Below are 18,113 nucleotides of genomic sequence, written 5' to 3' on the forward strand. Positions count from 1 at the left end.
GTTCGGCGAGCACGGATGGGGTCGAGGGTATGCGCGCGATCAGTCGGCGAGACCTGCTGGGCATGGGAGCCGGTGCCGCCACGGCACTGGGCATCGCCGGCTGCTCGTCGTCGAACCCGCGCGCCGCGGTGGACGCCCCGCGCGTACGGAGTTCGGTACAGGCCCGCCCCAAGCTCATCGGTGACGGTTCGACAGCGCACTACGGCGCGCAGCCCGGACAGCCGAAAGCACCCGGACGGCTGGAGCCCGGACAGACCCCTCCGCAGTTCGTGGTCTTCTCCTGGGACGGGGCCGGAGAGGTCGGAAACGGCCTCTTCCCCCGTTTCCTGAAGCTCGCCAAGGACCACGGCGCCGCGATGACCTTCTTCCTGTCCGGGCTCTACCTCCTGCCCGAATCGCGAAAGCACCTCTACGAGCCGCCGAACAACCCCGCCGGCGCCTCCGCCATCGGCTACCTCAGCGACGAGCACATCAAGGAGACGCTGGCGAACGTCCGCGCGGCCTGGCTCGACGGCCACGAGATCGGCACCCACTTCAACGGGCACTTCTGCACCGGCCCGGGCACCGTCAGGCGCTGGACCCCCCTCCAGTGGCAGTCCGAGATCGACCAGGCGATGGAATTCGTCACGACCTGGCGCACGAACACCGGGTTCACGGACCTCGACCCGCTGCCCTTCGACTACCGGCAGGAACTGGTCGGTGGCCGTACGCCCTGTCTCCTGGGACAGCGGAACCTGCTGCCCACCGCGAGGGAACTCGGCTGGCGCTACGACGCCAGCTCGCCCGGCGGCCTGCAGCGCTGGCCGCGGAAGAAACTGGGCCTCTGGGACTATCCGCTCCAGCAGATCCCGTTCCCGGGCCACTCTTTCGAGGTGCTCTCGATGGACTACAACATCCTCGCCAACCAGTCCAAGCACTCGACACACGCCCCGCCGGTCAACTATCCGGGCTGGCGGCAGCAGGCCGCCGACGCCTATATCTCCGGATTCCGCCGCGCCTACGAGACCAACCGGGCGCCCCTCTTCATCGGCAACCACTTCGAGGAGTGGAACGGCGGCATCTACATGGACGCCGTCGAGGACGCCCTGAAACACATCGCCAACGAGCAGAACCGGGACGTCCACCTGGTGTCGTTCCGGCAGCTCACCGACTGGCTGGACGCCCAGGACCCGGAGACGGTGCGCCGACTCCAGGCGCTCCCCGTCGGCCGCCGGCCCGCGGCGGGCTGGCGGGCCTATCTGTCGGTGGCCTGACACGCCGCGCCGCACGGGCCCCAGGGGGGCGCGGAAGATCCGGAAATGGCCCATGCGAAACTTTTCACATGAGTGCCTGCCGCGCCCCACGCCGCCTCACGAGCCGCCGCCGCATCACCCTGCTCGCCGCAGGGGCGGCGGCCGCGTCGCTGACGCTCAGTGCCTGCGGCGACGGCGCCTCCGGCGGCTCGTCCCAGACCCGGTTCGTCCAGGGCAAGAACGGCGTCGCCACCGTCAAGAAGGATGACCGGCAGCCGGTGCCCGAGCTGTCCGGCGAGACCATCGACGGCAAGAAGCTGGACATCGCCGACTTCAAGGGCAAGGTCGTCGTCCTCAACGTCTGGGGATCATGGTGCGGCCCCTGCATCGCCGAGGCCCCGAACTTCGCCAAGGTCGCGAACGAGACCAAGGGCAAGGGCGTCCAGTTCGTCGGGATCAACACCCGCGACTCCGAGAAGTCGCAGGCCGCGGCCTTCGAGGAAGAGCACAAGGTGCCCTACCCGAGCCTCTTCGACCCGACCGGCCGGCTGATGCTGCGCTTCCCCAAGGGCAGCCTCAACCCGCAGTCCATCCCCTCCACCCTCGCCATCGACCGGCACGGCAGGATCGCCGCCCGCTCGATCGGCCCGCTCGCCGAGGACGAGCTGCGCAAGATGATCACCCCGCTGATCGCCGAGAAGTGATCACGTGATCGCGCTCGCCGCCGCCACCGAGAACCAGACCGTCCTCAACGGCACCCTCTTCGCCGCCGTCCCCCTCGCGCTCCTCGCCGGCCTCGTCTCCTTCTTCTCGCCCTGCGTCCTGCCCCTGGTGCCCGGCTACATGTCGTACGTCACCGGCGTCACCGGCACCGACCTCGGCGAGGCCCGGCGCGGCCGGATGCTGGCCGGCGCCACCCTCTTCGTCCTCGGCTTCACCGCCGTCTTCGTCTCCGGCGGCGCGCTCTTCGGGTTCTTCGGCCGGGACCTGCAGGAGTACAAGGACGTCATCTCCCGGGTCCTCGGCGTGCTGATGATCCTGCTCGGGCTGGCCTTCGCCGGGGTCCTCAAGCGCTTCGGGCAGCGCGAACTGCGCTTCCACATGAAGCCCGCCATGGGACTGGCCGGCGCGCCGGTGCTCGGGGTGCTCTTCGGCGTCGGCTGGACGCCGTGCCTGGGCCCCACCTTCGCCGCCGTCAACGCCCTCGCCTACTACGACGCCAGCGCCGGCCGCGGCGCCCTGCTCACCGTGGCGTACTGCCTGGGCCTGGGCGTTCCGTTCATCGCCGTCGCCCTGGCCTTCCGCCGGGCGCTCGGCGCGTTCGGCTGGGTCAAGCGGCACTACCTGTGGGTGATGCGGATCGGCGGCGGGATGATGGTCGCCCTCGGCCTCCTCCTCGTCACCGGCATCTGGGACAGCCTGATGTCCGAGCTCCAGAGCTGGACGCAAAGCTCCACCGTTGGGATCTGATTGATGTCCACCAAGACCGACACCCCCCGCGACCCGGGCTCCGCCGACGCGGGCAGCGATCTCGGCGCGGCCGGATCCCAGCTCTCCACCGCGCCCCAGGAAGACGTCACCTTCCCCTCGCTCGGCCCCCTCGGCTGGGCACGCTGGTTCTGGCGGCAGCTGACCTCGATGCGGGTCGCGCTGCTGCTGCTCTTCCTGCTGTCGATCGGCGCGATCCCCGGCTCGCTGATCCCGCAGACCAGCGTCGACCCCGTCAAGGTCGACCAGTTCAAGGCCGACCACTCCACCCTCGCGGGCATCTACGACAAGCTCGGGATGTTCCACGTCTACAGCTCGGTGTGGTTCTCCGCGATCTACCTGCTGCTGTTCATCTCGCTGATCGGCTGCATCGTGCCGCGCAGCTGGCAGTTCGTCGGACAGCTCCGCGGCCGCCCGCCGGCCGCCCCCCGCCGCCTGACCCGGCTGCCCGCCTACACCACCTGGCGCACCGACGCCGCGCCCGACGACGTCCTCGGCGCGGCCGGCCGGCTGCTGAAGAAGCGGCGCTTCCGCGCCCACCGGGACGCCACCGCCCTCGCCGCCGAGAAGGGCTACCTCCGCGAGGTCGGCAACCTCGTCTTCCACGTCGCGCTGATCCTGATGCTGGTGGCGTTCGCCGTCGGCGGCCTGTGGAAGGCCGAGGGCAACAAGCTCGTCACCGAGGGCGACGGCTTCGCCAACAGCCTCACCCAGTACGACGAGTTCAAGTCGGGACCGTTCTACGACACCGACGACATGGAGCCCTTCGGCTTCAAGCTCGACCGCTTCGACGCGACCTACGAGCGCACCGGCCCCCAGCGCGGCACCCCGCGCACCTACCGCGCGCAGATCTCCTACTTCCTGGGCGCGGACGGCAAACAGCACCACACCGCCATCGAGGTCAACAAGCCCCTCGACATCGCGGGCAACAAGGTCTACCTGCTCTCGCACGGCTACTCGCCCGTCGTCACCGTCAAGGACGGCCGCGGCAAGACCGTCTACCACGGCGCGACGGCCTTCCTGCCCGCCGACCCCAAGAACCTCACCTCGACCGGGGTGGTGAAGGTGCCCGGCGCGCAGACCGAGGACGGCAAGCGCAACCAGCTCGGCTTCCAGGCCATGTTCGTGCCGACCTTCGGCGGCCGCGGCACCGGCTCGATGTTCTCGCAGTTCCCCGCGCTGGACTTCCCCGTGCTGTCGGTCAACGCCTACCACGGCGACCTCGGCCTCGACTCCGGCCTGCCGCAGAGCGTCTACAAGCTCGATACCAAGCGCCTCAAGAAGTACCAGGACGGCAAGGGCGGCATCCTGAAGAAGATGCTGCTGCCCAAGGACCGCGTGGACCGGCACGCCGGCTCCAAGAACAAGGCCGCCGTCCGCGCCGCCGAGGCCCAGACCACGATGAAGCTGCCGAACGGCGAGGGCTCCATCACCTTCGAGGGCGTCAAGAGCTGGGCCAGCTTCAAGGTCTCCCACCAGCCCGGCAACGGCCTGGCGTTGACCGGCGCCGTCGCCGCCCTGCTGGGCCTGGCCGCGTCGCTGTTCATCCAGCGCCGCCGGGTGTGGGTCCGCGCCGAGAAGGGCGCCGACGGCGTCACCGTCGTCGAGATGGCCGCCCTCGGCCGCAGCGAGTCCGCCCGGCTGCCGGAGGAACTCGCCCAGCTCGCCGGGGAGCTGTGGCCCGACGCCCCGCCCGCCCCGGAACCCGCCCCCGACACCGAAGACCCCGCGGAGCCCACTGACTCTGACGGACCTGCTGACCCCTCCGAAGGAGCGCGCGCGTGAACATCGCTGCCGCAGCCAACGAGACACTGGCGCACAACAGCAACCTGCTGGTCTATTCCGCGATGGCGGTCTATACGCTCGCCTTCCTCGCGCACATGGCCGAGTGGGTGTTCGGCAGCCGCAGCAAGGTCGGCCGCACCGCCGCCGCCCTGACCGCACGGTCCACGGCGCCCGCGACGGTCCCCGTGCAGACCTCCTCCGCCGCCGGCGGCACCGCCGTCCTGGAGCGGCCCGCGGTCGTCACCAAGTCCGTCCCCGGCAGCCGCGACGTCCCCGACGGCCCCGGCGCCGCCGGCGACACCGAGAAGGGCGACCTCTACGGGCGGATCGCCATCTCGCTGACCGTCCTGGCCTGGGCGCTGCACGTCGGCGGCGTCCTCACCCGCGCCCTGTCCGTACAGCGTGCCCCCTGGGGCAACATGTACGAGTTCTCCACGACCTTCGCCGCCGTCGCCGTGGGCCTCTACCTGCTGCTGCTCGCGCTCAAGAAGAAGGTCCGCTGGATCGGGCTCCCCCTGGTCACCACCGTGCTGCTCGACCTCGGGCTGGCCGTCTCGGTGCTCTACACCGCCAGCGACCAGCTGGTGCCCGCGCTGCACTCGTACTGGCTGTGGATCCACGTCAGCTGCGCGATCATCTCCGGCGCGGCGCTCTACCTCGGCGCCGTCTCCACCCTGCTCTTCCTCTTCCGCGACTCCTACGAGAGCAAGCTCGCCGACCCCGCGGGCAAGCAGCCCGGCGCCTTCGCCTCGTCCGTGCTGGAGCGGCTGCCCTCCGCCGCCTCGCTCGACAAGTTCGCCTACCGCGTCAACGCCACCGTCTTCCCGCTGTGGACGTTCACCATCATCGCGGGCGCCATCTGGGCCGAGGCCGCATGGGGCCGCTACTGGGGCTGGGACCCCAAGGAGGTCTGGGCCTTCATCACCTGGGTCGCCTACGCCTGCTACCTGCACGCCCGCGCCACCGCGGGCTGGAAGGGCCGCAAGGCCGCCTACCTGGGCCTGATCGGCTTCGCCTGCTACCTGTTCAACTACTACGGCGTGAACATCTTCGTGACGGGCCTGCACTCCTACGCCGGAGTCTGACCCGCACGCCCCCGGTGCCGTACGAGCCGCCCGCACACGAGGCCGGCCCGTACGGCACCGTCGTTTCCCCGGGAGAGAGGGACCTGGGGCCGGCTACCGCCGCCTGCGCCGCCCGCGCTCCTGGCGCGGCTCCCGCTGCCCGGCCCCCGGCAGCGTCGGCTTCGGCAGATGCGCCACGTCCCACTGCGCCTGTGCCAGCCGCTCGGCGGTGTCGTGCGGCAGCCGCGGCGGCCGGTGCGCCCGGTGCCGGAAGCCGAACGCCGACGTCAGATCGCCGAACGCCGAGCGCCGCCAGTCGCTGATGTTGGGCTCCGCCACCCCCGTCCAGCGCTCCAGGAACTGCAGCACCGAGGTGTGGTCGAACGGGTCGCCCGCCGCCCAGCCGCCCACCGTCCACGGCGAGATGATCAGGCACGGCACCCGGAAGCCGCCGCCGATCGGCAGGCCCCGCACGAACTCGTCCTTCGTCCCCGCGGGCGGCACCGGCGGCGGCACATGATCGAAGAGCCCGTCGTTCTCGTCGTAGTTCAGGATGAAGACGGTCTTGGCCCACACCTTCGGGTTGGACGCGATCGCCTCGATCTTCTGCGCCACATAGTCGGCGCCCGCGGCCGGCAGGTAGTCCGGGTGCTCGGACTGGTGACTGGTGGGGATCAGCCACGACACCGCCGGCAGCCGGTCGGCCCGCGCGTCGTCCTCGAACGTCCCGGCCGGCTGCGCCCGCATCCCGCGCTCGTACAGCGGCTCCCCGGGCTGTGAGTCCCGGAACGTCTGGAACTGCTCCAGGAGGTTGCAGCCGTAGTCGTCCTCCTCCTGGTAGACCTTCCAGCTGATGCCCGCCGCCTGCAGCCGCTCGGCATACGTCGTCCAGCGGTACGGCTTGGGCGCGGTGTTGTTCAGCACCGGACCGCCCAGGGTGCCGCCCGGGTCGAGGGTTCCGGTCATCCAGTACAGCCGGTTGGGCCAGGTCGGCCCGAACACCGAGCAGAAGTAGTTGTCGCACAGCGTGAACGCCTCGGCCAGCGCGAACTGGAACGGGATGTCCGCCCGCGTGTGATAACCCATCACATAAGGCCCGTTGACCCCGTCCGCTTTCCGGTGTGCCGGCAGCCAGCGGTCCATCTTCCCGCCGTTCCACGCCTCGTGCTGCACCGACCAGGCATGACTGGTGGAGGGGATGGCCTGGGCACTGCTGGTGTGCGTGTTCAGGCGGAACGGCAGCAGATAGCCGTCCGGGTTCTCCGCGTCCGGCTGATGGAACACCGACCGGCCGTCCGGCAGCGTCAGCGCGTCCGGGTCGGCGAAGCCGCGGACCCCGCGCAGGGTGCCGAAGTAGTGGTCGAACGACCGGTTCTCCTGCATCAGCATCACGACGTGCTCGACGTCGTGCAGCGAGCCGTGACGCGCCGGTCCGGCGGCGACGGCCTTCTGCACGCTGGGCGGCAGCAGCGACAGCGCGGCGGCGCCGCCGACCGCGCCGGCCGCCGAGCCGAGGAGTCTGCGTCGGGTCATGTCGGGCATATGTGCCACTCTCCCTGAGTCGCGTGAGCCCTCAGTGGGCCGACATGACTGTGGCGGCGGCCGAGTTTCCCGGGCAGGGGGAGGTTGCTGAACGATGCATCAATTGGCTGTGAACGACCGTCAGATGGCCGGTCACCCCTACGTCCCGTACGTCACACGAAGCAGACCCCGGCGGACCGCGCGGGGCCGGGATCTACGCGTTTGAACAGGCCCCCCGGGACACGCGGCCGAGCCCCGGAGTTCCCCCGGGTGCCGGGTACGGACGCTCCCGCGGCAGCAGCGCGGCGGCCCCCGCGAGGTCCCCGGAACGCACCCGCGCACGGACCTCGTGGGCCAGCGGCGTGACATCCGTGACCGACACCGTCCACTCGTCCGCGTACCGCCGCGACGCCTCCCCCGCCAGCCCCAGCTGCAACGACCGGTACGGCAGCGCCCGCAACAACAGATCCCGCTCCGGATCCCACTGCACCCGCGCCGGCGCCCCCTTCAACTCCCGCCGCCAGACCTCCCGGTCGCCATGCTCGTCCGGGTCATAGTGCGACAGACAGGCCCGCCCCAACGCCCAGTCGAACCCTTCCCGCTCGACCTCGATGGCCAACACGGTCTCCTGATCCTTCTTCTCCCCCCACCCGCAGCGATACATCATCCACAGAAACGACGGCTTCACCCACGTCAAGCGGTGTTCGTAGTCCTTTCTGGTTCCGGTGCGCACTGCGAGTGACCTTGGCTCGTCCTGCGTGTCCACAGTGAAATGTCGCTGCTCGTTGCGACGGCGATGGTCTGCCCGGAGGGGGAGAAGCCGGCTGCCCGGAATTCGGAGTAGTTCGAGTGGAAGATGTGCCACCACCGCTCGCCGTGGGGACCGGAGTGAGGCAGCCCGCCGTCACGGGAGAGCAGGACGCGGTCATTCGGCCACGCCGGGGTGACGACCTCCAGATACCAACCGTCTGCGGTGGTGGTGTGGAGTCCTCCGCCGAAGAGCCCCGCTACGTGTACCCGGCTTCCGGTGATCGGTCCCAGGCCGGGGCAGGACAGGTCCGGCGTGCTGTCGGGAGTCTCGTCCTCGGGGTCGGGTTCGCGGTCCCTGGCGATCTTCTCCCCGGTGACGGCGTCGAAGAGGCCGTGACCGTCGTTTGAGACGACCATCACCAGATCGCGGCGGTCCTCGGGATGCGACGCGAAGCCGATTCCGAGGAGCCCGCCGACAGGGACAAGGGCAACGGATCGCCAGGGTCCGGGTGCCGGCACCACGGGGGCTGCAAGGAGCCGTTCCCGCATCGCCTGTTGGTAGGCGGAGAGCTTTGGCTCAAGATCTGGCATCTCGACCGGGGTCATCTTCTCCGTTGACTTCGTCACGGCCTCATGATCCACGCTTCGGCGCGCTTGCCCAGAGGGGTGCCCCAAGAGCGGTCGCTCGACATGCCCCGCCCCCGTCTGCCGTCACTGCCCGCGGGTACGGTCGCCTTGATGTCTGTTGCCGGCCGCTGCCTGCCTCGGCGGTCTGCGCTAACGGGTTGGCGGTGTTGAGGGAGTGGATACGGACATGCCGTCTGATGCTGAGCGGAGCACAGGAGAGGGGTTCACGTCGGGCGCCGCTGCACAGGTGTTGGCCGCGGCGTGTCGACGGGCGGGGCTCGACGGCGACGGAGCGCGCCTGATCCGCTTGGGAGAGAACGCGCTGTTCCGGCTGGCTGCCCACCCGGTGGTGGTGCGGATCGCCCGGTCGGCCGAATATCTGGACTCGGCCCGGGGTGAGGTTCAGGTGTCGCGCTGGCTGTCGCGCGAGGGTTTCCCCGTGACACGCGTGGTTGAGGACCTGGAGCAGCCCATGGTCGTCGACGGCCATCCGGTGACGTTCTGGCACCTGATCGAGGAGGGGGACCGCAAGGCAACGTACGGAGAGCTGGGCGCGGTCCTCCGGGATCTGCACTCGCTCAGCCTGCCGGACACGCTGAACCTGCCTCCGTACCCCGTCCTGGACCGGACCGACCGACGGATCAATGCGGCAGTCGGCATACCGGAGGACGACCGTGCGTTCCTGCGGAAGCGCGCGCGTGAGTTGCGGGACCGTGTGGCGGACCTTCGGTTCGAGTCCGAGAAGGGGCCCGTACACGGGGACGCTCATGTGCAGAACCTGATGGTGGACCGGAACGATCAGGTGATCCTGATCGATCTGGAGCGGTTCAGCTTCGACCACCCCGAGTGGGACCTGATGGTCACCGCCACGGAGCATCACAGCCTGGGATGGCAGACCAAGGAACAGTACGGCGCCTTCGTCGGTGCCTATGGGCGGGATCTCCGTACGTGGTCGGGCTTCTCCACTCTCCGGGCAGTGCAGGAGTTCAACATGACGACATGGCTCATGCAGAACGTGTCCGAGAGCGACGAGACGGCTGCGGAGTACGCCCGTCGGATCTCCTCGCTCCGGAACGAGGATGCACCGCGCGACTGGACCCCAGGGTGACCTCGGCTACTCGTCGTCCAGCCGGTTCATCGCGTCCCGCACCTGCCCGCTGAACTGCTGGACGGCAGGGTGCGTCCCGTACGCGGACACCTCACGTTGGAAGTCGCCCACATACCGCTGGAACCGAGCCGACTCCAGGGCATCCCCGGCTTCGACAGCGAGGCCGGCGGTCGTCACGGCGGCGTCAAGGTCGCCGTTCAGCAGTTGGCTCTGCGCGAGCACCATGCGGCAGAACCCGAGCGTACGGGCGTATTTGGGGTTGGTGAGTTCGACAGCGCGTTCGGCGAAGCGGACGGCTTCGGCGCCCTGTCCGAGATCACGGAAGCAGTGGCAGAACTCCCCGATTAGCTCGGCTTCGTCCATGTACGAGAGCCATTCGGGATCGTCTGCGCTGTCGGCACGCTCGAAGAACCTCTCGGCCTCGCTCATCGCGCGGGCAGCGCCCTTGTGGTCCTGGGCCGTGGACAGGGCACGTGCCTCATGGGCAGAGAACAAGGCCATCGCGCGGGGCGTGGAGCCGGCCTTCCCCCCTTCCACCGACGCGCGGGCTAGCATCAGGGCTCGTGGCGCCTGGCCCAGGTAATTGGCCTGGTGGCTCATATTGGCCAGGATGCGCGCGCCCATCATGCGGTCGCCCGCCACCTGGGTCAGCCGCAGCGTCGAGAGCATGTAGCGGTCGGCAAGGGCATGGTTTCCGCTGTCGTACGCGGTCCAGGCGAGAAGCTGTGACATCTCCGTTGCGGCCTGGAACAGCGCCTCGCCCACCTTGGCGCTGTAGCTGCATCCCAGCAAAGGCAGCACGTCTTCCCGGAAGTAGTGCCGGAACGCCTTGTGCGCGTGTCCGCCGCCGAACTGGAAGTCCAGCTGCATGAAGAACCCGGCTGCGGTCCAGATCGCGGCGACGTCACGCATGCCGACCCGACGAGCGGCGGGAACATCGGTCGGCACACCTTCCGGGCGGGCGACAAGCCAGGAGAGGACGGCGGCGTGCACATCGACGTTCGGTAGCTGTGGCTCGTCCGACGGCCCGTCTTCCGGACGCTGGTGCGTAAGGCCGTCCAGAGCGCTCAGCGTCTCGGCGAGCGAACCGGCGTAGCCCATGCCGACCGCGGGAGTGGGGGCCGGCGCAGCACCGGGAAATCCTAGATCTTGCGGCGCGACCCTCCGCCGTAACTTGGCGCTCAGCGCCTCGGCGACGAACACGGCTGTCTGCCGCTGGATACCGCTCCCGTCCAGCCATCGCTGAACGGCCACGTGCGTCGTACCGAGATGTTCGCCGTGCCGCTGCGCGACCTCACGGACCCGTTTGGCCAGTCCCTTGTTCGAGGCTCCGGCCTCCGCCATGACTGCGGCCAACTTGCGGTTCGGTTCTTTGCTCACGTTCTGAGCACACCCCCTGGGCGTCACGTCAAGTGTTCATCGTGTCACACCAGATGCGGCCGAGGGGGTTCATCGCGAACCCCCTTGAGCGATACCGCGAACCCCTCGTGTGCACGTGAACCCCCTTATGAACACTGCCTCTTGGCCAAAGACGGTCGTTGACTGTCGAGACAGGACCCCGGCGGTGCGTGACGGCACCCCGGGGCATGGCCAACCTGATGGAAGCAGGTCGACATGCGGAACCATATCGGCAGGTTTTTCGAGTTGCTGCTGAAAGTCCTACTGCCCGCTCCCGGGCACCATCGCGCGACGGGGACGAGCCCAGTGGTGGGCTGCGTGGACACGCCGACGATGAGCCTCAGCGTGCCGCGGGCCGCTGACCCGTACGTCTGGGGCCCGATCCGTGGTGAGGACGTTCAGCTCGTCCGCCCCTACCTCGTTGCCCACGAGCAGCAGATGCAGCGCCAGGCGGACGCTGGCCGCTGTGCCGGCTCGCTGTGCGACTCGCCATGGATGGCGGTGGCATCGTGAGCGCCAACCTGCGTCTCCTTCCCTGGCCCGGTCCGGCCGGCCAGCGCTCGTACCTGTCGACCGACGACGGAGACAGCTCTCTCTCGCGGCTCGCCGACGAAATAGAAGAGGTCCAGCTCGAAACGGGAGCCGAGCTGCTCGACCACGCGGCAATGATGCTCGAAAACCAGAAGGTCAACGCCGTGGAACTCCGCTTCCTGAGTGCCCGGTTGTGCGAGGCACTTCGGGACGCGCTGAGGGTCGCTGAGAGCAGAGGCGGACGGCTGCCCGAACCCGAGGGCGACGATGCCGAGCGGGACAAGCTACCGACATCTGCCAGCGGGACAAGCGGATGAGTCGGACTGCGCGCGAGACACCAGGATGGGAGATCGCACCGGTAGCGAGCAAGTCCGTGAACCGTGGGCCAGACGGAGACATGGCGCTGACGCTCCAGATCACCCGCCATGGGGACCTGGTCGCAACTGCTCCGCTGCGGCTGACCGTAGCTGAGGCGGAGCGGGTCCACGCTGCGCTCTGCCATGCGCTCGACCAAGAGCCCGTGCCCGACGATGCGCCGGAGTGCCGCAAAGCGATCCAGTACCCCGGCGGCCGACAACGCTTCTGACGCCTTCCGGCCTGTGACCGGCAAGAGGCACTACGCGCAACAACCGCAGACATGACGCCGGACCACCCCTCAAACCCTGGCAGGCGCGGGGTGGTCCGGCAGGGGATCGCTCCCAAAAGATCACGAACTCCGGTGCCGATGGTACCGGGGCCCTCGTCGTGTCCTCCTGCGGCGTGGCCCGGCAGGGACAGTGTTCAGCCAGCTTGCGGGGAAAGGGACTTGAGGAATGGACGGCATCGGGAACGACGGATTCGACGGTGAGGACCTGGACCCTGACGCGGTCCTTTGGGTACGCGGGGTGGACTACCTGGCCGGCTGGCGAGATGCGACACAGGCGGTGGCACAGCTAGGTGACGCGCTGACCACGGCGGGTGTGGACACGACGGAATCGAAGCTGCGCGCTATCGCGGCCTCGGACGGATCGGGGGGCGTGCGCCTGGAGCTATCGGCAGCGGTAGCGCGCGACGTTGCTATGCGGGTCCGTGCGATGACCGACCAATGGCGAGAGGTGGGGTGAGGGCCACCTGCTGTTACGTGCTCCAGTTGGCGTGCTTCTGTGTGGCTGTTGGGCACTGAAGTGTGGGGGATCGGCCGCTCCAGTGGGCCCGAGTGAGGTCTGCCAGGATGCTCCGGCAATGACTGATATCTCCCGCTTTCGTGCGCTGCGTGTCGTTGCTAGCGCCCTGTTGCTGACCGGGTGCGGCAAGGAGCCAACACCTACGTCCAAGCTGGCCCAGTCACCCACTCCTTCGGACGCACACCCTGGGGCCCGGCGGTACAGGGCATGCATCCGGTCGAAGGAAAGTGACTGCACCTTAATCATGCGGAAATTCAACAAGATGGTGTGCTGAAATTTGTGATGGACGTTCACTGTGTGCGACGGCATGCTCCCTGCATGGCGTTACAGCAAAGCACGTCCTGCGTCAGGTGCACCGACTGTGGCTGGCCTCTGGCCGAGCCCGCCTACGTGGTGTCACGGCACCCGACCACCCAAGGCGTCATCGTCTACACACGCTGCGCTTGTGGCCGGCTGCGGGTGTGGCTAGACAGAGACAGCGAGGTGGCTCCGCGCCTGCTCATCGCGAACGACGAGGGGAATGGGGCGTGAGGAAGAGCTGTGCTTCCCGCCCAAATTCACGCTCAGACTCTGGCCGCGGGGAGGTCTTGCACACCGTTCGCAGCTTGGGTGTGGTGCGGAGGGTAAGTGTGACAGCCGTGTGACGGCATTGCTGGCCGCCCCGGGGCGTCAGTGGCTTCGCGTGCCACTCGACTCCCTGTGGGCCCAATAAGCGCAGTAAGCACCCGTGTTGAACGCGGCTGGGATAGACGAAGACGCTAGCGATGTCCCAGGACCAGCGATCGCAGTGCGATAAGACCTCGGCGGATGCTGATTCAGCGCTTGATCCGGCCGCCGACCGTGACGCGAGCGACGTGGCCGGTTGCCGGGAGGGTCTGCGCAAGGGCGAGGCTGTGTCGACCAGTGATGACTGGCGCAGGCCAGCGACATCGGGGATCGGAGTCCAGGCACCCTCGGCGATTTCACCGTCTCCGGGATGGCGTGCCGGATGCCCCGTCGGCGCAGGTGCTCGTGGATGGGGCCGTTGCTGTACGCCTTGTCCGCTGCAAGACTGTCGGGCTTCTTGCGGGGTCGGCCCGGATCAGGGCTTCGGGACACGGATCTTGTCCAAGACGGCTTGAACTTGGTGCAGTCCGCCCGTTGGCCCGGTGTGACGATCAGAGACAGCGGGCCGCAGTGACCGTTCGCGCTCAGGTGGACCTTGCTGGTGAACCTGCCCCGCGAGCGGCCCAGGCCCTCACACCTCCAGCACCACCTGGCGCCAACGGCATCCGAACAGCGCACTGACGTGCTTGATGCCCGTCTTCCCTCAACAGGGAGCGGTCCCACACAAGGAGCATCGGACCATCTCGCGTCGAACCCTTGCTCCGTTCCGTGCCGACCTGGGTGCGAGGAACGTCGGCCAAGGCCGTCAAAGACCGCGCCCACGCGCACATGCAGGTCAGGGTCGAGCAGCAGCGGGCGGTAGGGCCACTGCGGGCTAGTTCTATTACTTGCCGACCGCGTCGGTCCCGCACGCGCACGCCCGGCTGATCGTCGAGTGTTGAGGCCTCCGGAGCGAGTACAGGTCAGTTCCTCTGAGTGCTTCCGATTCCGGAAGTTGCGCAAAGCGGAACCATCTTCCCACTTTTTCGACATCGCGGGGAGCGGCAGAGTGATCACGGAACATCAATTGTACCCGGACGCGCTGAAACGGCCGCCTGTCGCATCAGAAGCAAGGAAGAGGTTCGATTCTCTTGATCACCTGGCCGCGCACGTACTACACGAGCCATAAACACTTCGACAGGGAGCGGGAAAAGATATTCGAGAATTCCTGGATGTGTGTGGCTCGCTCATCCGAATTACCGAAACCGGGTTCTTTCCTTCGGGTCCAGGTCGGTGGGGAAAGTGTACTCCTCGTTCGAAACCGTGACGGCGAGCTGCGCGCTCATATTAACCTCTGCCGTCATCGCGGTGTCGTCCTCTGCTCCGAGGACAGTGGGCAGTTCAACACGTCGATTCGTTGCCCCTATCATGGCTGGACCTTCGACCTGAACGGCCAGCTCGTTGCGGCACCGTTCATGAACGAGCTTCCGCCCGAAACCAAGGAACGTCACCTGTATTCCGCCTTGGTGAGCGAATGGCTGGGCTACGTATGGGTGAACCTTGACTCTAACGCTGCTCCGCTCCATGAGCAGCTCGCACCCATGTTGCACAACCGCTTCGGCGACGTCGATGTCCCGGCCCGCTATGGCTGCGATGAGCTCGAAGTGGCGAAGAGGGAAACATACGAGGTCGAAGCCAACTGGAAAATCCTCTACGAAAATTTCTGCGAGTGCTATCACTGTCCGACAATGCATCCTGAGGTGTGCAACATACTTCCCGAGTGGCGAACGGGATATGGAACGGTGAGCGGCCCCACTGGCCCAAAAATAGAGGGATCCAAAATCAACGAAAAGGCACAGGGCTTCTCGCTGTCCGGACGGGCAACTTCGACGCCTCTGCCTGGTGTGCCCGAATACGACCATCGCACGTTCCATGGCCTCTTGCTGTGGCCGAATGTGCACCTCATGTTCATTCCAGACCATGTTATGTGCATGCGCTTCGAACCCGTCGGGCCGACGAAGACTCGCGTCATTGTGGACTGGCTTTTCCACCCTACGGCGATCTCCGAGCCGGGTTTCGACCCGTCGGACGCTGCGGCCTTGGTGGATGTCACCGCGCGTCAGGATTTCGAGGCGTGCGAAGGAGTGCAGGCAGGTGCGGAGTCCGCCTATTTCGAGGAGTTCCACACCCCGCACGAGAGCATGATCACTGACTTTCGTCGATGGGTTTGTGCGCAGCTTGGAGATGGCATAGAGACCTCGCATGTCGCGACGCCAGCCGAGGCAGATGCGCTGCCAGCCTGATGCATCAGCCGCTGTGCTCGGCGGCCCACCTGGAGGCCGTCGAGCGCAGTGCAGCAAGTCCGCGGCCAATTGAGCCTTGGTCGTTGCTGCCCCGGCGTACGCAGGCCACGATCTGACGGGTGGGTCGCGTTTCACCTCGCAGGGCTACTCGGGTCACCGCGAGTCCCTCCGAGATCGGCGCCAGTCTTGGGATGAGACAGATACCCAGACCGCTTGCAACGAGGGCCGAAACGGCAGACCAATCCACGGCATTGTGGGTCACACGGGGCACAAAGCCGGCCGCGGCGCACGCCGTCAGGAGCAGTTGGTGCTGATCGCGTGGGTCCCCTGCACGCAGCCAGCGAGCTTCCGCGAGTTCGGTCAGCTCAGCGAATCCTTTCCTCGCGATGGGATGCCCCTGCGGCACGAGGAGGTCCTGCGGTTCTTCAAGGAGAGCGTGCTGTTCGAAGCGTTCGTCATCGGGTGATGGTGTTCCGGTTGCCGGAATGGTGACAGCTACATCGATCTCTCTGGCCAACAGGAGCTGGAACCGATCCTCCTCAGGATCCTCTCCGACGTGGAGAGTCATGTGCGGGTACTGCTGCGCGAGTTCGGTGACTGCCGGAGCCACCAGGGCGGCCAGCGCGCTGGCTACTGCCGAGATTCGTAGGTGGCCAGCGAGCCCTTCACGGTGCGCAGCCAGGTCAGACATCGCGCGTTCCCACTGGGTGAAGAGGCGGTCGCCGTGGTCGAGCAGCGTGTACGCGGCGGGCGTCAGTTTCACCTTGCGGCCCACTGGCTCCAGGAGCGTGATGTCAAGGTCGGCTGACAACTGGCGGAGTTGCTGAGAAACGGTGGACGGAGTCAGGTGAAGGGACTCAGCTGCGGCGGTGATCGTGCCTGTCTCTCTCAATGCGCGGAGCGTCCGCAGACGACCGTCAATCATGCGCACCATCCGAACGATACTGTTCAATATTCTTCGATGGACCCACATGAACGTAGCACGGAGACTGATCACATGATGATCACTCGACTTCACCCTGCCACTTCCCACCACACGGATATCGGCTGGGAGCCTGCCAAGACCAACCGTCAGAACTCGCGCCGGACCTCCGCAGCGGCATGATCGACTCGATTCTCTCCGGCCTGTGGGCGGGCTATGGCCTCGCCGTACCTGTCGGCGCAGTCGCCGTCCTGATGATCAACATGACCGCCCGGACATCTTTCAGGAACGGAGCTGCTGCGGCGATTGGTGCGACTACTGCGGACGCTCTGTATGCGGTTGCAGCAGTAGTCGGCGGTAGTGCTGTGGCATCCGCTCTCGCTCCTGTTTCCACCCCCTTGCGGTGGGCTGCCTCGGTGATCCTCGTCGGCATGGCTATTCGGATAGCGGTACAGGCCATGAGGCAGCAGAGGACGGGTGTAAGCGAGGAAACTCAAAGCAACGAATCCGATCTCCGTCCGTTCCGTGCATATCTCACGTTTCTCGGGCTCACGGCACTCAACCCTTGGCCAGCCATCTACTTCGTTGCGCTGGTCTTGGGGCGGCAGGCCCAAGGCGACCAGACACCTTGGCAGGCGTGTGTCTACGTAACCGCCATTGTGGTGGCATCCGCAAGCTGGCAGTTACTGCTGGCCGGCGGGGGTGCTGTGCTCGGCCGTTTCCTAACCAGCCAGCGTGGTCGCTTCATCACAGCCGTATTTTCTAGCCTGCTTATCGCGGGCCTTGCGATAAGTGTCGTCGTAACCGACTGAACGAATGAGGCTCCTACTTTGCTTCCCTTCCCAGGATGTATCCGAGCTGAAATCGATTCTCTGCACCAAAATCCTTCTTCATCTGCGATATGTGAGATTGAAGTGCCCGCTGACTGATTGCCAAACGGCGAGAAATCTCTTTGTCCGTTCTTCCATCGACCAAGAGGCTCTTTATGGTCTCCCGAATCGATGGAATCACCTCCGAGGCGGCTTGGGCGGCAAATGACGGGCTAAAAGGGTAGGGTTTAGCTAAACTCCAGGCTCGCTCAAACACATCGACCAAGAAACTAACGACGGCCGGCTCTTCTACCTTTACTGCAGCAGTCCGCTCAGCATTGGCGGGAATAAATGCCGTTGCCCTGTCGACGATTATGATCCGCTCGAAGAATTCAGGAAGGGTGCGTACCTGCGCACCGTAGCCGATGACTATGCGCACGTAATCCTTGGTCGCCGCGTCGAACCTGGCGCTATGGTGGTAAAGGGTTCGCATGGATACGCCTCGCTCAAGGTGCTCACGCATCACGTCCATTGATTCGTTCAGAACGTCCCTTGGGCGAGGCCCGTCCGGCTGGGCAGTTAAAACCTCGCCGCTTACCGAGCGAACAGAAGCTTGGATGGATCGACTTATCTCGCGCACGTCTTCGACATATATCAGGCGTTCGCTATGGGCGTTACTTCTGGTGGAGCTCTCTGCGGGAAGTGTGGCTGCAATCTTCTGCACACGCTCCGCCTCTTCTTTGAGGCGAGTGGAAATGTCGATGAGTTCCCTTGCGGTGCAGGGGGAAGGGGGCTCCCCCTCTACCTCGCAAATGCTGTCGTCCATG

19 protein-coding genes are annotated in these 18,113 nt (G+C 66.7%); 12 read left to right on the forward strand and 7 right to left on the reverse strand.

The genetic code is table 11. The features are described from left to right. The first annotated feature begins 29 nt into the window (after positions 1–29). The 5 genes from K7396_RS19810 (at position 30) to ccsB (ending at position 5,590) form a co-directional block, all read left to right on the forward strand. Positions 30–1,253, forward strand: a complete 1,224-nt coding sequence (locus K7396_RS19810) for a polysaccharide deacetylase family protein (RefSeq protein WP_086715798.1) — start codon at positions 30–32, stop codon at positions 1,251–1,253. 68 nt (positions 1,254–1,321) lie between these two features. Then, positions 1,322–1,936 (forward strand): TlpA family protein disulfide reductase, encoded by a 615-nt coding sequence (locus tag K7396_RS19815; RefSeq protein WP_086715800.1) that lies wholly within the window; start codon positions 1,322–1,324, stop codon positions 1,934–1,936. Between the two features lie 4 nt (positions 1,937–1,940). Further along, positions 1,941–2,702, forward strand: coding sequence for a cytochrome c biogenesis CcdA family protein (locus K7396_RS19820; protein WP_086715802.1), 762 nt, complete (start codon positions 1,941–1,943; stop codon positions 2,700–2,702). Between the two features lie 3 nt (positions 2,703–2,705). Then, on the forward strand, positions 2,706–4,505 hold the full coding sequence (resB, locus tag K7396_RS19825) for a cytochrome c biogenesis protein ResB (RefSeq protein ID WP_152105009.1): 1,800 nt from the start codon (positions 2,706–2,708) through the stop codon (positions 4,503–4,505). Further along, positions 4,502–5,590 carry a c-type cytochrome biogenesis protein CcsB gene (ccsB, locus tag K7396_RS19830; RefSeq protein WP_152105008.1) on the forward strand — a complete coding sequence of 363 codons (1,089 nt, stop codon included), beginning with the start codon at positions 4,502–4,504 and terminating at the stop codon, positions 5,588–5,590. Before resB ends, ccsB begins: the two co-directional genes overlap by 4 nt. A gap of 93 nt (positions 5,591–5,683) precedes the next feature. On the opposite strand, the gene K7396_RS19835 is transcribed toward ccsB, so the two are convergent. From K7396_RS19835 to K7396_RS19845, 3 genes are all read right to left on the reverse strand, one after another. Then, positions 5,684–7,111 (reverse strand): alkaline phosphatase family protein, encoded by a 1,428-nt coding sequence (locus K7396_RS19835; protein WP_086716041.1) that lies wholly within the window; start codon positions 7,109–7,111, stop codon positions 5,684–5,686. A gap of 193 nt (positions 7,112–7,304) precedes the next feature. Further along, positions 7,305–7,856, reverse strand: a complete 552-nt coding sequence (locus K7396_RS19840) for a DUF4291 domain-containing protein (RefSeq protein ID WP_373866961.1) — start codon at positions 7,854–7,856, stop codon at positions 7,305–7,307. Next, positions 7,784–8,467 (reverse strand): hypothetical protein, encoded by a 684-nt coding sequence (locus K7396_RS19845; protein ID WP_373866960.1) that lies wholly within the window; start codon positions 8,465–8,467, stop codon positions 7,784–7,786. The genes K7396_RS19840 and K7396_RS19845 overlap by 73 nt, the downstream gene beginning before the upstream one ends. Positions 8,468–8,654: 187 nt before the next feature. On the opposite strand from K7396_RS19845, the gene K7396_RS19850 reads away from it, so the two are divergent. Continuing rightward, a complete protein-coding gene (locus K7396_RS19850) occupies positions 8,655–9,575 on the forward strand; it encodes a phosphotransferase enzyme family protein (RefSeq protein ID WP_086716050.1) in 921 nt (306 codons plus the stop codon). A gap of 6 nt (positions 9,576–9,581) precedes the next feature. On the opposite strand, the gene K7396_RS19855 is transcribed toward K7396_RS19850, so the two are convergent. Beyond that, entirely contained in the window at positions 9,582–10,955 is a 1,374-nt protein-coding gene (locus K7396_RS19855) for a sporulation protein (protein ID WP_086716048.1), read from the reverse strand. Between the two features lie 351 nt (positions 10,956–11,306). On the opposite strand from K7396_RS19855, the gene K7396_RS19860 reads away from it, so the two are divergent. From K7396_RS19860 to K7396_RS19875, 4 genes are all read left to right on the forward strand, one after another. Then, entirely contained in the window at positions 11,307–11,486 is a 180-nt protein-coding gene (locus K7396_RS19860) for a hypothetical protein (protein WP_152105007.1), read from the forward strand. Next, entirely contained in the window at positions 11,465–11,821 is a 357-nt protein-coding gene (locus tag K7396_RS19865) for a hypothetical protein (protein WP_167392705.1), read from the forward strand. Before K7396_RS19860 ends, K7396_RS19865 begins: the two co-directional genes overlap by 22 nt. Before the next feature lie 80 nt (positions 11,822–11,901). Continuing rightward, the gene (locus K7396_RS19870; RefSeq protein ID WP_223660119.1) at positions 11,902–12,090 is read left to right on the forward strand and encodes a hypothetical protein; all 189 of its coding nucleotides are present in this window, start codon (positions 11,902–11,904) and stop codon (positions 12,088–12,090) included. Between the two features lie 226 nt (positions 12,091–12,316). Next, on the forward strand, positions 12,317–12,607 hold the full coding sequence (locus tag K7396_RS19875) for a hypothetical protein (protein WP_086716037.1): 291 nt from the start codon (positions 12,317–12,319) through the stop codon (positions 12,605–12,607). A 729-nt stretch (positions 12,608–13,336) separates the two neighbouring features. Here the strand turns inward: K7396_RS19875 and K7396_RS35985 are convergent. After that, positions 13,337–14,305 carry a transposase gene (locus tag K7396_RS35985; protein WP_223660405.1) on the reverse strand — a complete coding sequence of 323 codons (969 nt, stop codon included), beginning with the start codon at positions 14,303–14,305 and terminating at the stop codon, positions 13,337–13,339. A 98-nt stretch (positions 14,306–14,403) separates the two neighbouring features. On the opposite strand from K7396_RS35985, the gene K7396_RS19885 reads away from it, so the two are divergent. Next, the gene (locus K7396_RS19885; protein WP_086716033.1) at positions 14,404–15,555 is read left to right on the forward strand and encodes an aromatic ring-hydroxylating oxygenase subunit alpha; all 1,152 of its coding nucleotides are present in this window, start codon (positions 14,404–14,406) and stop codon (positions 15,553–15,555) included. A 4-nt stretch (positions 15,556–15,559) separates the two neighbouring features. Here K7396_RS19885 and K7396_RS19890 read toward each other — a convergent pair whose 3' ends face one another. After that, a complete protein-coding gene (locus K7396_RS19890) occupies positions 15,560–16,489 on the reverse strand; it encodes a LysR substrate-binding domain-containing protein (RefSeq protein WP_223660120.1) in 930 nt (309 codons plus the stop codon). A gap of 167 nt (positions 16,490–16,656) precedes the next feature. On the opposite strand from K7396_RS19890, the gene K7396_RS19895 reads away from it, so the two are divergent. Then, a complete protein-coding gene (locus K7396_RS19895) occupies positions 16,657–17,289 on the forward strand; it encodes a LysE/ArgO family amino acid transporter (protein WP_086716031.1) in 633 nt (210 codons plus the stop codon). Positions 17,290–17,302: 13 nt separating this feature from the next. Here K7396_RS19895 and K7396_RS19900 read toward each other — a convergent pair whose 3' ends face one another. Continuing rightward, on the reverse strand, positions 17,303–18,112 hold the full coding sequence (locus K7396_RS19900) for a LuxR C-terminal-related transcriptional regulator (RefSeq protein WP_107421144.1): 810 nt from the start codon (positions 18,110–18,112) through the stop codon (positions 17,303–17,305). Position 18,113: the final 1 nt, after the last annotated feature.

This window comes from Streptomyces angustmyceticus (genome assembly GCF_019933235.1).
Classification (GTDB): domain Bacteria; phylum Actinomycetota; class Actinomycetes; order Streptomycetales; family Streptomycetaceae; genus Streptomyces; species Streptomyces angustmyceticus.

Bases quoted from the DNA above. Each gene is read 5' to 3' on its own strand.
- resB (WP_152105009.1), top strand. From the start codon at position 2,706: ATGTCCACCAAGACCGACACCCCCCGCGACCCGGGCTCCGCCGACGCG.
- K7396_RS19895 (WP_086716031.1), top strand. From the start codon at position 16,657: ATGATCGACTCGATTCTCTCCGGCCTGTGGGCGGGCTATGGCCTCGCC.
- K7396_RS19875 (WP_086716037.1), top strand. From the start codon at position 12,317: ATGGACGGCATCGGGAACGACGGATTCGACGGTGAGGACCTGGACCCT.
- K7396_RS19835 (WP_086716041.1), bottom strand. From the start codon at position 7,111: ATGCCCGACATGACCCGACGCAGACTCCTCGGCTCGGCGGCCGGCGCG.
- K7396_RS19860 (WP_152105007.1), top strand. From the start codon at position 11,307: ATGAGCCTCAGCGTGCCGCGGGCCGCTGACCCGTACGTCTGGGGCCCG.
- K7396_RS19900 (WP_107421144.1), bottom strand. From the start codon at position 18,112: ATGGACGACAGCATTTGCGAGGTAGAGGGGGAGCCCCCTTCCCCCTGC.
- K7396_RS19865 (WP_167392705.1), top strand. From the start codon at position 11,465: ATGGATGGCGGTGGCATCGTGAGCGCCAACCTGCGTCTCCTTCCCTGG.
- K7396_RS35985 (WP_223660405.1), bottom strand. From the start codon at position 14,305: ATGTCGAAAAAGTGGGAAGATGGTTCCGCTTTGCGCAACTTCCGGAAT.
- K7396_RS19850 (WP_086716050.1), top strand. From the start codon at position 8,655: ATGCCGTCTGATGCTGAGCGGAGCACAGGAGAGGGGTTCACGTCGGGC.
- K7396_RS19815 (WP_086715800.1), top strand. From the start codon at position 1,322: ATGAGTGCCTGCCGCGCCCCACGCCGCCTCACGAGCCGCCGCCGCATC.
- K7396_RS19810 (WP_086715798.1), top strand. From the start codon at position 30: ATGCGCGCGATCAGTCGGCGAGACCTGCTGGGCATGGGAGCCGGTGCC.
- K7396_RS19870 (WP_223660119.1), top strand. From the start codon at position 11,902: ATGGCGCTGACGCTCCAGATCACCCGCCATGGGGACCTGGTCGCAACT.
- K7396_RS19890 (WP_223660120.1), bottom strand. From the start codon at position 16,489: ATGGTGCGCATGATTGACGGTCGTCTGCGGACGCTCCGCGCATTGAGA.